A 13,049-nucleotide genomic window follows, 5' to 3' on the forward strand; every position below is an offset into this window, starting at 1 on the left:
TTTCCGCGATGTTGTCGATGGTCTTCTGGAAGTCGTCCCACACGGAGACCGTGCAGTTCACGGCGGTGACGCCGCCCTTGCGCATGTCTTCGAACACCGAGCGTTCGAATTTCGAAATGTTCAGACCGTCGATGATGATGCTGTTGTCGTGCAGTGTGCTCTGCGTGCTCATGACCCGCTCCAGGACTATCGCATGAATTTGAAAGTATTCAATGCAGTAAATGAAAGATACGCACGGAACGATTGTTTCCGGCGCGATCATTTCGATCCGGCTTTCCACCGGTCGACCTGCACGAAACCGACGGCTCTATTCTTGTCGTTCGAATAAACGCCCATTGTCGGAATTCAGACGCGTTCTTTGCCTTTTCCGCCATTCGCGTCCGTTTTTCACAAGTGTTCGGCCCGCGTTAATTCAAGCCGCATCGCGCCGCCGTTCTTTCCCGTGGAAGTCGTTCTTTTTGTTCAGATGACTCAGGGTTTTGCCGCATGGCACACTTGCCCTGCCAGATCCCAGAATTGCGGCAGCCGTAGCCAGCCATCCCCCGGCCAGCAGGCGATTGACCCAGATTGACCACAAAGGAATAGTCCCCATGTTGCCGGATCGCACGGCGTCGTTAGCGCACTTCGCGTTCATGCCGCTGCCCGACTTCACCATGATCGCGTTCACCAACGCGATCGAAGTCCTTCGCATGGCGAACTACCTCAGTGGCCAGCCGCTTTACAGGTGGTCGGTCATCAGTCCGGACGGCGGCCTCGTGACGGCCAGCAACGGTCTTGCCATCGATACCGGCCCGGCCGAATGCGCGGGGCAGCCCGACATCGTGTTCGTGTGCGGCGGTATCGACGTGCAGCGCGCCACCACGCCCGCCCATCTCGCCGCCTTGCGCCGCTTCGCGCGCATGGGCATCGTGCTGGGCAGCCTGTGCACGGGCACCTACGCGCTCGCGAAAGCCGGGCTGCTGGCCGGCTACGCCTGCGCGATCCACTGGGAAAACATGTCGGCGCTGAAGGAAGAGTTTCCGTCTACGCGCTTTCTCAAGGAACTGTTCGTCATCGACCGCGACCGCGTCACCTGCACCGGCGGCGTCGCGCCGCTCGACATGATGCTGCACCTGATCGCGGCGCGCGTCGGCATTGCCCGCATCACGCAGATCGCCGAGCAATTCGTCATCGAGCATGTGCGCGACACGTCCGCCCAGCAGCGCATGCCGCTCGTCGCGCGGCTCGGCTCCGCCAACAAGTCGCTCTTCGAAGTCATCTCGCTGATGGAGAACAACATCGAAGAGCCGCTTTCGCGCGAAGAACTCGCGCGTCTCGCGAACCTGTCGCAGCGGCAATTGCAGCGGATCTTTCACGAGCATCTCGGCATGACGCCCACGCACTACTATCTGACGCTGCGCCTGCGCCGTGCGCGCGAACTGCTGCTGCAAACCGACATGTCGATCATGCAGATCACGATGGCGTGCGGCTTCCAGTCGGCCTGCCACTTCAGCAAGAGCTACCGCGACGCCTTCGGCAGCGCGCCGACCGGCGAGCGCCGCAAGCGCATTGCACCGCTTTCGGGCATGGGCACGCCGGCGGCACCTCTCGCAATAGCACCGGTGCACGCCTAGACGCACGCATAAACATAGCAGGCGCGATAAAAAGCGCCTCGGCTATTCCGGCGTTCCGGCTTTATCACGCCCAACAGCAAAACGGGCCGCCAGAAAAACTGGCGGCCCGTTTCGCATGCTCGCGCGGTTCAACGACGCTCGACTACGCCGCCAGCAAACCGTGCGGATCGATGACGAACTTGCGCGGCGCGCCGCCATCGAACTTCTTGTAGCCTTCCGGCGCTTCGTCGAGAGAAATCACCGAGACGTTGACGATCTTCGCAATCGGCAGGCGGTCGAACAGGATCGCCTGCATCAGGTTGCGGTTGTAGCGGAGCACCGGCGTTTGCCCCGTATGGAACGAATGCGACTTCGCCCAGCCGAGGCCGAAGCGGATGCTCAGGCTGCCGTGCTGCGCGGCCACGTCGCTGGCGCCGGGGTCGTCGGTGACGTAAAGACCCGGAATGCCGATCATGCCGGCCGGGCGCGTGATTTCCATCAGCGAATTCAGCACCGTGGCGGGCGCTTCCTCGGCATGGCCGGCCGCGCCATGGCCGTGCGCCTCGAAGCCCACGCAATCCACCGCGCAATCGATTTCCGGCTTGCCGAGAATCTGCTCGATCTGCTCGCCAAGCGAGGCGTCCTTCGACAGATCGACCACCTCGAAGCCCATCGCCTTCGCATGCGCGAGCCGTTCCGCATTCATATCGCCGACGATCGTGCAGGCCGCACCGAGCAGGCGCGCCGACGCCGCGGCCGCCATCCCGACCGGCCCCGCCCCCGCGATATAGACGGTCGATCCCGGCTTCACGCCCGCCGTTACCGCGCCGTGGTAGCCGGTCGGCAGAATGTCCGAGAGGCAGGTGAGATCGCGCATCTTCGCCATCGCCTGGTCGCGGTCGGGGAATTTCAGCAGATTGAAGTCGGCGTACGGCACGAGCACGTATTCCGCCTGCCCGCCGATCCAGCCGCCCATATCGACATAACCATAGGCGCCGCCTGCGCGCGACGGATTCACGGTCAGGCACACGCCCGTGTGCTGTTCGCGGCACATCGCGCAGCGCCCGCATGCCACGTTGAACGGCACGGAAACGAGGTCGCCGATTTTCAGCGTCTCGACGTCCTTGCCGACCTCGACCACTTCGCCGGTGATTTCGTGGCCGAGCACGAGGCCGACCGGCGCGGTCGTGCGCCCGCGCACCATATGCTGATCCGAGCCGCAGATGTTGGTGCTGACCACCTTGAGAATGACACCGTGACCGATCGAGCGCCCGCTCGGATCGACCATCTTCGGATACGCGATGTTCTGCACTTCGACCTTGCCCGGCCCCTGATACACGACGCCTCGATTACCGCTCATCTCGCTGTCTCCTGTTCGATGCTGTACATGGGAACGCGTTGCCTCATGCCAAGCGCGCAACGCAACGACGTTTCGAGCGTAGCGTGCCGCCCGTACCCGGCGATGTGCAAAAAGCGACGCGCACTTGAACGGCGCCGCCATCCCGCGACACGCTCCGTCATGAGGCCGCGCTCAGAACAGATGCCGCAGGCCGATGCGCACGTCGGCCTGCGTGGTGGTCGACGCAGGCGTGAAGCCATAGCCGATCACCGCGTCCACGCCCTGCGAAGCCCTGAGCCAGTCGCCCGACAGATAAACGTCCGTGCGCTTCGACAGCAGGTAATGCATGCCCGCCGAAAGCTGGTTCCAGTGGTGGCCGTCGAAGTGCGTGTACTGGTAGCCGCCCGTCATACTGAACGAAGGCGTCATCTGCCAGTTGGCGCCGCCTTCGCCTACCTGCATGTGCCGGCTCTCGCCGAATGCGGTGATCTGCGTGTACGTGAAAGCGCCCATCAGCGTGACGTTGCCGATCGCATAGCTCGCGCCCGCGCCGAAGGTGGCCTGCTTGTCCACCGGAAACGGCGTGTCCGCATAGAGCGACGTTACCGTGCCCGTAGCCGGATCGACGCTGACGGTCGGCCGGCCGAAGAAGGTCCGCACGCCGATCATCGCGTAGGGGTCGAAGCCGTAGATGCCCGACGGGTTATTGAACTGCGTGTACGCGGTACCCATCGCGAACGGGCCGTGCTGATACTGCGCGCCGACGCTCCACGCGCTGCCGTTATGGAAGTCGCCCGCCTTGTTGCTGAACGAGTACATGCCGCCGAACTGGAATCCGCCGAACGTGTTCGACATGAACTTCACCGAGTTCTGCAAATGGTCGCCATTCATGCGGTCGAAGTCGCCCTGGTTGATCGCGTAGCCGCTCGCCCACGCCGAGGCGTTGTAGAGATAGACGAACTCCTGCGTCATGTCGGGCTGATTGCCGAGCGTGAGCGTGCCCCAATCGTTTTGCAATCCGACATACGCCGCGCGGCCGAACAGCGAGCCGCCGTTGGCGATCTGTCCGTTGCCGAGATGGAAGCCGCTCTCCAGTTCGAACACGGCCTTCATGCCGCCGCCGAGATCCTCGGTGCCCTTGAGACCCCAGCGGTTCGCCTGAGCAATGCCGTCGTCGAATTTCACCTGGTGCGAGCCGCCCGCATTGCTCACGTAGGTCACGCCGGCGTCGATGATCCCGTACAAGGTGACGCTGCTCTGCGCATAACTCGCGTTCGGGACGGCGGCTAATGCCAGCGCCATACCGGTCAGTGCCACCGCGTTTCCTGTTTTTCTCATGGTGTCGTCTCTCTCCTGTCTCGCGATACGGTTGTCGGGCCGCGCCAGGCCGGCATGAAAAACAGCCCTGAAAAACGGCCATAAAGTCCGGCGCGGACGAACAGAACGTACAAGTCCAAATCTCGGCCGACTTGCGCGGACACGACATCCACTGGTGCAGGAACGACACCCGGCAACGCGAAAACCCCTGCAAAACAGGCACAAAACGTTATGCGGCGGGCTTTCCTGGCACTTCGACAGCGCGATCATCGGCAATCCGACATCGACTTTATAAAATCCGCCGATCCCGCCTTTATTGCGTTTTTATTGATTGAACAATCAATAAAAAAAACCTAGAGTGAGAACCTTCCAGGAGTGTCCCGAACCATCATGCCCAAGATCGGAATGCGCGACATACGTCGCGCGCAACTCATCGACGCCACCTTGCAATCGATCGACCAGTCGGGTCTTTCAGGCACGACGCTCGCGAGCGTGGCGCAGCACGCGAACATTTCCACCGGCATCGTGAGCCACTACTTCGGCGGCAAGGATGGCCTGCTCGAAGCCACCATGCGCCATGTGCTGCACGACCTGTGGGAAGCGACGATGCGCCGGCGCCAGGCCGCGAAAGACGAGCCGCGCGCGCGGCTGCGCGCGATCGTCGCCGCCAATTTCGACGTCTCGCAGGTGAACTCGCCCGTCATGAAGACATGGCTCGCGTTCTGGGCCGAGAGCATGCATCAGCCTGCGCTGCGCCGGCTGCAACGCATCAACACGCGGCGGCTTCACTCGAACCTGTGCGCGGAATTCGAGCGGGTCTTGCCGAACACGGCGGCCCGCCGTGCCGCGAGCGGCCTCGCCGCGCTGATCGACGGCCTCTGGCTGCGCGGCGCGCTGACGGGCGAGCCGTTCGACACGAAGACCGCGCTGCGCATCGCCAACGACTACATCGACCTGCTGCTCGACGCGCGCGCCAAGGCGCGCCCGGGCAAGTCATCCAGATAACCCGTCCCGGAGCCACTTCGATGCCCTCTTCGACGCCTCTTTTCCCCGTGCAACGCCTTTTTATCGACGGTGCCTATACAGACGCCACCGGTGGCGAAACGTTCGACACCTTCAACCCCGCCACCGGCGAGAAGCTCGCCACGGTGCAACACGCGAGCGCGGCCGATATCGACCGCGCCGTGCAATCGGCGCGCACCGGTCAGCGCGCCTGGGCCGCACTGACGGCCATGCAGCGTTCGCGCGTGCTGCGCCGCGCGGTCGAGTTGCTACGCGAGCGCAACGACGCACTCGCGGACCTCGAAACCCTCGACACGGGCAAGCCCATCGCCGAAACGCGCGCCGTCGACATCGTCACGGGCGCCGACGTGATCGAGTATTACGCAGGCCTCGCCCCCGCGCTCGAAGGCCAGCAGATTCCGCTGCGCGAGACCTCGTTCGTCTACACGCGGCGCGAGCCGCTGGGCGTCACGGCCGGCATCGGTGCATGGAACTATCCGATCCAGATCGCCTGCTGGAAATCGGCGCCCGCGCTCGCCGCCGGCAACGCGATGATCTTCAAGCCGAGCGAGGTCACGCCGCTGTCGGCGACGAAACTCGCGGAGATCTATATCGAGGCGGGCGTGCCGCCGGGCGTCTTCAACGTGGTTCACGGCGACGGGCGCGTGGGCGCGATGCTTGCCATACATTCGGGCATCGAGAAAATTTCGTTTACGGGCGGCGTCGAAACCGGCAAGAAGGTCATGGCGACAGCGGGCGGCTCCACGCTCAAGGAAGTCACGATGGAGCTAGGCGGCAAATCGCCGCTTATCGTCTTCGAAGACGCCGACCTCGATCGCGCCGCCGATATCGCCGTGACGGCCAATTTCTTCAGCTCGGGCCAGGTGTGCACCAACGGCACGCGCGTCTTCGTGCATCAAGCCGTGATCGCCGAGTTCGAAGCGCGCGTGCTCGAACGCGTGCAGCGCATTCGCGTCGGCAATCCCGCCGATCCCGCCACCAACTTCGGGCCGCTCGCGAGCGCCGCGCAACTCGACAAGGTGCTCGGCTATATCGAGGGCGGCAAGCGCGCGGGCGCGCGGCTGCTCGCGGGCGGCGCACGCCTCACGCAAGGCGATTTCGCGCGCGGTCAATACGTGCAGCCCACCGTGTTTTCTGGTTGCCGCGACGACATGCGGATCGTCCAGGAAGAAATCTTCGGCCCGGTGATGAGCATTCTCACGTTCGCGAGCGAAGCCGAAGTGATCGCGCGCGCCAACGAAACGCTTTACGGCCTCGCCGCCGGCGTCGTGACCGACAACCTCGCGCGCGCGCATCGCGTGATCCATCGGCTCGAAGCGGGCATCTGCTGGATCAACACATGGGGCGAGTCGCCGGCCGAAATGCCCGTGGGCGGCTACAAGCAATCCGGCGTGGGCCGCGAAAACGGCATCACGACACTCGAGCACTACACGCGCATCAAATCGGTCCAGGTGGAACTGGGACCGTATCAGCCCGTTTTCTGAGGGAGTCCCGCATGGCCGCGCAAGAGTACGACTACATCATCATCGGTGCGGGATCGGCGGGCAACGTGCTCGCCACCCGCCTCACCGAGGATAGCGACATCAAGGTGCTGCTGCTCGAAGCCGGCGGCCCCGACTACCGCTTCGATTTCCGCACGCAAATGCCGGCGGCGCTCGCCTACCCGCTGCAGGGCCGCCGCTACAACTGGGCTTACGAAACCGAGCCCGAGCCGCATATGAACCACCGGCGCATGGAGTGCGGGCGCGGCAAGGGGCTCGGCGGGTCGTCGCTCATCAACGGCATGTGCTACATCCGCGGCAATGCGCTCGACTACGACGGCTGGGCCGAACGCAAGGGGCTGGAGCACTGGAGCTATCTGGACTGCCTGCCCTATTTCCGCAAGGCCGAAACGCGCGACGTCGGCGCGAACGACTATCACGGCGGCAACGGCCCCGTGCATGTGACGACGAGCAAGCCCGGCGTCAATCCGCTCTTCGAGGCGATGATCGAGGCCGGTGTGCAGGCCGGCTATCCGCGCACCGACGATCTGAACGGCTATCGCCAGGAAGGCTTCGGCCCGATGGATCGCACCGTCACGGCAAAGGGCCGGCGCGCGAGCACCGCGCGCGGCTACCTGGACCAGGCGAGACAACGGCCGAACCTCGAGATCGTCACGCATGCGGTTACCGATCGCATTCTGTTCGATGGCAAGCGCGCCTGCGGCGTCGTCTTTCTCGACGGCGCCACGCGCATCACCCGCCATGCGCGCCGCGAAGTGCTGCTGTGCGCGGGCGCGATCGCTTCGCCGCAGATCCTGCAACGCTCGGGGGTGGGCCCCGGCGCGTGGCTGCGCGAACTCGACATTCCTGTCGTGCTCGATCTGCCCGGGGTCGGGCAGAATCTTCAGGATCACCTGGAAATGTATATGCAGTACGAGTGCCGGGAGCCCGTCTCGCTCTATCCGGCGCTGCTGATGCGCAATCAGCCGGCTATCGGTCTCGAATGGATGCTGCGCGGCACCGGCATCGGCGCGAGCAATCACTTCGAGGCGGGCGGCTTTATCCGCACGCGCGACGACGATCCCTGGCCGAATATCCAGTACCACTTTCTGCCCGTCGCGATCAATTACAACGGCACCAACGCGATCAAAATGCATGGCTTCCAGGCGCACGTAGGCTCCATGCGTTCGCCGAGCCGGGGGCGCGTGAAGCTGCGCTCGCGCGATCCGCACGAGCACCCGTCGATTCTCTTCAACTACATGGCCGAAGAACTCGACTGGCGCGAATTCCGCGACGCGATCCGCATCACGCGCGAGATCATCGCCCAGCCGGCGCTCGATCGTTTCCGCGGCCGCGAATTGAGCCCCGGCGCGGCGCTCAGGTCCGATGCGGAGATCGACGCATTCGTGCGCAGCCGCGCGGAAACCGCGTATCACCCGTCCTGCTCGTGCGCGATGGGCTACGACAACATGGCCGTGGTGGACGGCGAAGGCCGCGTGCACGGCATCGACGGCCTGCGCGTAGTCGATGCGTCGATCATGCCGCGCATCACCACCGGCAATCTCAATGCGCCGACGATCATGCTCGCGGAAAAGATTGCGGACAAGATTCGCGGACGCGCGCCGCTGGCGCGTTCGCACGCCGCGTACTTCGTGGCGAACGGCGCGCCGGCGCGGGCGGTGAAGGTTGCCACGGCGCGCGCGTGATGATCCGCGCTGCACGTCCGGGCGCGGGTGTGACGGCGCATGGTCACGACAAAGACCAGGGATCGACCTTGCCGTCCTCGATCACGAAGTGCTTCGCATCGGAAGCGGGATCAAAAAAGCGCCAGTCTTCCTCATCTTCAACTCCGTCCCGGATCACTACAAGACGATAGCCTTTACAGGCCGAATGCCGACGTGGGGTTCGTCGGCATCCCGATCGATCGCAACGGTTTCCCGCATGACGCCGCCGACCACCAAACTCCGCGGCTGCTTCAAACCGAAGCCGCCAGCCAATGCGAAACGGCCACCGTAAGCACGGCTGCGGCAAGCGCCCCATACGGCGCCAGATTCAACCACCGGCTGCGCGCCGGCACACTCACGTTCATATCTGACGCACTGCCCGCCGGAAAACGCCCGCGATCCTGCCAGTAGTGCCGGTAAGCGAATACCGGCACGATCAGCAGCATTGCGAGAAGACCATTGCGCAGCGTGCCCTCGCCTTGCAGATCGGCGCCGGCGCCGACGAACACCAGGTTGGCATAACCGCACAGCGCACCGAGCGCGAGCAGCCACGTCGGGCAGCGAAACGGGCGCACGCGCGTGCCGCGATCCATGCGATGAATCCATCCCGACTGCAGGTTGAGAAACACGAACAACATATAGCAGACGTTCGAGATCGACAGCACCGTCATATAGTCCGACATCGCCAGCAGCACGAGATTGAAGCAGAGGTCGGTCCACATCGCCGCCGTCGGCGCGCCGTGCCCGTTCACGCGCGAGAGGTAGCGCGGCAGCCAGCCGTCCACCGACGCCTGATAGAGCGTGCGCGACGATCCCATCATCGAGGTCATCACGATCAGCAGGATCGAGAGCATCAGCATCACCACGATGGCATTGCCGACCCACGCGCCGCCGCCCACCATCGCGGCCATGGCGGTGCCCACGCCCGTGCCGTCGCCGATGCGCGGATCGAGCATCAGCGGCGTGCCGAGCGCGCCTTGAAACGCGAGAGGCACGAGCGTCATCACCACGAGGCAGAGCGCGCCCGACCAGAAGATTGCCTTGGCCGTATCGCGCCGCGGATCGCGAAACTCGCGCGTATAGCAGACCGCCGTTTCGAATCCATACGACGCCCATCCCGCCATGAACATCGCGCCTAGCGCCATCACCACGCCTTGCCCGTTCCAGGTGCCGAAGTACGCGGCGGTGAGAGTGCCGTGCGCGTCGCGCCCGAGCGGCAGCAGCGGCAGGAGATGTGCGGCGGGCACGTCGCCCGTGATGATCGGCACGAGGCCGACGATCAGCAGCGGCGTGAGCGAAGCGATGCCGAGTATCTTCTGCGTCTTCGCCGCCTTCGAAGCGCCGCTATGCTGAAGCCTGAACGTGACGAGCAGAAAGGCCGCGGCAATCAGAAACGTGGCGTTGATGCGCAAGGTCAGGCCGGGCTTGATAAAGCCGAGGTTGGCGAGCGTCCAGTGCCACTGCACGATGGCCGCGTCGGGCGCGAACAGTGTCGTGAGCGCGTAGTTGGCGGCAAGCCCGCAGCCGAGCGCGAGCATCGGCGACCACGCCAGCCAGTTGCACCATACGGAAACGGGCGCGATCATCTTGCCGTAGCGGACCCAGCCGATCGCTCCGTACACCGAAGCACCGCCCGACTTATGCGGAAAGAGCCCGGAGATTTCCGCGTAGGTCGCGCTTTGCACGAGACCCATCGTAATCGAGGCGATCCAGATAGCCCAGGCCGGCTGGCCGATCGTCGCGCACACGCCGCCAATCGTGAACAGCACGCCGGCGGGCACGCCGCTCGTCACCCAGAACGCGTCTTTCCAGTTCAGGCCGCGTTGCAGCCCATGACCCTGCCCGCCTCGTACGGTCTCTTCCTGCGCGCCACATGCACCGATTCCCGCCTGCTCCATCTGCCGCCTCCTGTCCGGAACGTTAATCGACCAGAATTGCCGCGCCAATAGGGATGTTCAGGGGCAGCGCCACGCGCATCCGACGCACGCGTCGCGCCTCGCCACCCACGGGCGCCCCATGGCGCCCCACGGCAGGGGTGAACGCCTGTCAGTGCACGCCCAGCGAGGCGCGCACGGCGGGCAAGCCGGGCTTGCCGTCGAGCGTCGTCACGCCCGCGAGCCAGGCGTCGAGCACCTGCGGATTGCCGCGCAGCCAGTCGGCGGCGGCCTTGTTCGGGTCCACCTTGTTGGCGATCGGCACCATCAGATGGTTTTCGATGTCGGTCGTGAAGCGCAGATTGGCGATGAACTTCGCGACGTTCGGGCAGCGCGCCGCATAATCGGGCGGCTGCGCCGTCAACACGCGCGCCGCGCCGTAGTCGGGACCGAATACGGCGTCGCCGCCGGAGAGGTAGTCGATCTTCATCTGCACGTTCATCGGATGCGGCTCCCAGCCGAGGAAGACGATCCACTGCTTGTCGCGAATCGCGCGGTTGACCTGCACAAGCATCCCCGCCTCGCTCGATTCGACGAGCTTGAATTTGCCGAGCCCATACTGGTTCGCGCCGATCATCTTCTCGATGAGCGCATTGCCGTCATTGCCGGGCTCGATGCCATAGATGCGGCCTTGCAGCTTGTCCGCATACTTCGCAATGTCCTGGAACGATTTCAGGCCGCCCTGGAAGACGTAATCGGGCACCGCGAGCGTGTACTTGGCGCCCGTGAGATTGGGCGTCGGCAGCACCTTGATCGAGCCCGACTTCGTGAACGGCTCGACGATCGGGTCCATCGTGGGCGACCAGTAGCCGAGGAACACGTCGATCTGCTTGCTCTTGAGCCCCGCGAACGTGATCGGCACCGAGGCGATCGTCTTCGTCGGCGCATAGCCGAGGGCGCCGAGAATCGTCGAGGCGACGCCGGTCGTCGCCGCGATATCGGTCCAGCCCACGTCGGCGAAGCGCACGTCCTTGCACGCCAGCGGATCGGCGGCATACGCGTTGGCACAGAGAACCGCGGCGCACGCGAGCGCGCCTGTTTTAAGCACGGGGAATCGGCACATCGTTGTCTCCTTGGCAATTCGGGTCATGAAGCCGCGCCGCCGGGCCCGTCGTAGGGAAATCGCATCGAATCCGGCGTGCGGCTCATCGGCGTGAATGGGGCACCGGTCATGGGGTGCGTCCCATGACACATGGTTGTCCGGCAAAAAGCCGATCAACGTAGCAATTGCGACGGGCAATTGCGCAGAAGCGACAAACGTTGCCGCCAATACCGACAGGACAGGACTTTAAGTTGATTGAACGATCAATTTACAAAAAGCCAGCAGGTGCGGGGCAGGGATTCGGACGTATGCCCGATTCCTTTCATTCTGAAAATGTCATGGGTACGCGCGGCGCGTGTCGGGCAGCGAGCCAGGCCCGCTTTAAAGCCGCGCTGGAAGGCTCCGGCGCACGGCAGGTCGTGTATTCTTACGGGGGAGATTCGGAACGGAGTGACAGCGCCGACGCAAGCACTCCAACCCACCATATTCAATAAAATAGCTGCGTCCTCACCGTGGGCTTACGGCTAGCACGCATCACACACTTTCGCTCGGAATGCCTTTCATGCAGCCCCAGACAGTCCCGCCTCGCGACGGCCAAAAACCGCCGTTACGCTTCGGCATCGTCCTGCTTCCCAATTTCACGCTGACCGCCTTCTCCGGTTTCGTGGATCTGCTGCGTCTCGCCGGCGACGATGGCGACATGAGCCGCCCCGTGCGGTGCTCGTGGACCATCATCGGCGAAACGCTCGTGCCGATCCGCGCAAGCTGCGGCATTCAGGTCACACCGTGGGCAACTTATGAGGAAGCGGGCGCCTTCGACTATCTGGTCGTCGTGGGCGGACTGCTGCACTCCGGCCCGTCCGCCAGCGACGCGACCTTGCGCTTCATCCGCGAAAACGCCGCGCGGCCGACCACGCTTGTCGGCATCTGCACTGGCGCTTTTTCACTGGCGCGCGCGGGCGTGATGGACGGCTACCGCATCTGCGTCAGCTGGTTTCACTATTGGGATTTCGTCGAGCGCTTCCCGTCGATTCCGGAATCGAGCCTGATCGCGGACCGGCTCTTCGTCATGGACCGGCGGCGCATCACCTGCTCGGGCGGCCGCGCGTCGATCGACGTTGCCGCGGCCATTCTGCTTCGGCATTTCGACGCGAGCATCGTGCAGAAAGCCCAGCGCATCCTGATCGTCGACGAGGCGCAAAAGGGCAACGCGCCGCAGCCGTATCCGGCCGGCCTCGCACCGACCACGCATCCGCAGGTGCGGCGCGCGATCCTCATCATGGAGCAGCATGTCGGGCATCCTCTGCCGCTCGCTGATATCGCGCATCGGGTCGATCTGTCAGTGCGGCAACTCGAAAGACTGTTCGCGGCCGAAACCGGCAAATCGCCGCATGCCTATGGCCGGCAATTGCGTGTGCGCATGGCCGCGTGGATGCTCACGAGTTCCGACCGCTCGGTCACGGAAATCGCCGCGTCATGCGGGTTCTCCGATGCATCGCACCTCGGCCGCGAATTCCGCAAGGAATATGGCGAAACGCCCCATGCGTATCGCGTGGCGCGATCGCAGGGGCTGACGCCGGACGTGAGCGTCGAATAA

8 protein-coding genes and 2 pseudogenes are annotated in these 13,049 nt (G+C 64.2%); 5 read left to right on the forward strand and 5 right to left on the reverse strand.

Going from position 1 to position 13,049, the window contains the following annotated elements:
* Window positions 1-172: pseudogene (locus G3N58_RS04990) on the reverse strand (peptidase M19); the annotation flags it as partial.
* Between the two features lie 385 nt (window positions 173-557).
* On the opposite strand from G3N58_RS04990, the gene G3N58_RS04995 reads away from it, so the two are divergent.
* The gene (locus G3N58_RS04995) at window positions 558-1,613 is read left to right on the forward strand and encodes a GlxA family transcriptional regulator (RefSeq protein WP_240162962.1); all 1,056 of its coding nucleotides are present in this window, start codon (window positions 558-560) and stop codon (window positions 1,611-1,613) included.
* A gap of 142 nt (window positions 1,614-1,755) precedes the next feature.
* On the opposite strand, the gene fdhA is transcribed toward G3N58_RS04995, so the two are convergent.
* Both fdhA and G3N58_RS05005 read right to left on the reverse strand, forming a co-directional pair.
* Window positions 1,756-2,952: a formaldehyde dehydrogenase, glutathione-independent gene (gene fdhA / locus G3N58_RS05000; protein ID WP_167048242.1), complete on the reverse strand. Its 1,197-nt coding sequence runs from the start codon at window positions 2,950-2,952 to the stop codon at window positions 1,756-1,758.
* A 171-nt stretch (window positions 2,953-3,123) separates the two neighbouring features.
* The gene (locus tag G3N58_RS05005) at window positions 3,124-4,269 is read right to left on the reverse strand and encodes a porin (RefSeq protein WP_205998641.1); all 1,146 of its coding nucleotides are present in this window, start codon (window positions 4,267-4,269) and stop codon (window positions 3,124-3,126) included.
* A 369-nt stretch (window positions 4,270-4,638) separates the two neighbouring features.
* Between G3N58_RS05005 and betI the strand changes: the two genes are divergently transcribed.
* The 3 genes from betI to betA are packed head-to-tail and all read left to right on the forward strand — an operon-like array spanning window position 4,639 to window position 8,458.
* The gene (gene betI, locus G3N58_RS05010; RefSeq protein ID WP_205998642.1) at window positions 4,639-5,253 is read left to right on the forward strand and encodes a transcriptional regulator BetI; all 615 of its coding nucleotides are present in this window, start codon (window positions 4,639-4,641) and stop codon (window positions 5,251-5,253) included.
* 20 nt (window positions 5,254-5,273) lie between these two features.
* Window positions 5,274-6,755 (forward strand): betaine-aldehyde dehydrogenase, encoded by a 1,482-nt coding sequence (betB, locus tag G3N58_RS05015; RefSeq protein WP_205998643.1) that lies wholly within the window; start codon window positions 5,274-5,276, stop codon window positions 6,753-6,755.
* A gap of 11 nt (window positions 6,756-6,766) precedes the next feature.
* Complete coding sequence (betA, locus tag G3N58_RS05020; RefSeq protein ID WP_205998644.1) at window positions 6,767-8,458, forward strand: choline dehydrogenase; 1,692 nt, start codon at window positions 6,767-6,769, stop codon at window positions 8,456-8,458.
* A gap of 269 nt (window positions 8,459-8,727) precedes the next feature.
* Here betA and G3N58_RS05025 read toward each other — a convergent pair.
* A pseudogene (locus G3N58_RS05025) lies at window positions 8,728-10,314 on the reverse strand (APC family permease); the annotation flags it as partial.
* 208 nt (window positions 10,315-10,522) lie between these two features.
* Window positions 10,523-11,500, reverse strand: coding sequence for a choline ABC transporter substrate-binding protein (locus G3N58_RS05030; RefSeq protein ID WP_346777767.1), 978 nt, complete (start codon window positions 11,498-11,500; stop codon window positions 10,523-10,525).
* A gap of 514 nt (window positions 11,501-12,014) precedes the next feature.
* Between G3N58_RS05030 and G3N58_RS05035 the strand changes: the two genes are divergently transcribed.
* Window positions 12,015-13,049 carry a GlxA family transcriptional regulator gene (locus G3N58_RS05035; protein WP_167285682.1) on the forward strand — a complete coding sequence of 345 codons (1,035 nt, stop codon included), beginning with the start codon at window positions 12,015-12,017 and terminating at the stop codon, window positions 13,047-13,049.

This window comes from Paraburkholderia sp. Ac-20342 (assembly GCF_017104985.1).
Taxonomy (GTDB): domain Bacteria; phylum Pseudomonadota; class Gammaproteobacteria; order Burkholderiales; family Burkholderiaceae; genus Paraburkholderia.

Bases quoted from the DNA above. Each gene is read 5' to 3' on its own strand.
- fdhA (WP_167048242.1), bottom strand. From the start codon at position 2,952: ATGAGCGGTAATCGAGGCGTCGTGTATCAGGGGCCGGGCAAGGTCGAA.
- betA (WP_205998644.1), top strand. From the start codon at position 6,767: ATGGCCGCGCAAGAGTACGACTACATCATCATCGGTGCGGGATCGGCG.
- G3N58_RS05035 (WP_167285682.1), top strand. From the start codon at position 12,015: ATGCAGCCCCAGACAGTCCCGCCTCGCGACGGCCAAAAACCGCCGTTA.
- G3N58_RS05005 (WP_205998641.1), bottom strand. From the start codon at position 4,269: ATGAGAAAAACAGGAAACGCGGTGGCACTGACCGGTATGGCGCTGGCA.
- betI (WP_205998642.1), top strand. From the start codon at position 4,639: ATGCCCAAGATCGGAATGCGCGACATACGTCGCGCGCAACTCATCGAC.
- G3N58_RS05030 (WP_346777767.1), bottom strand. From the start codon at position 11,500: ATGACCCGAATTGCCAAGGAGACAACGATGTGCCGATTCCCCGTGCTT.
- betB (WP_205998643.1), top strand. From the start codon at position 5,274: ATGCCCTCTTCGACGCCTCTTTTCCCCGTGCAACGCCTTTTTATCGAC.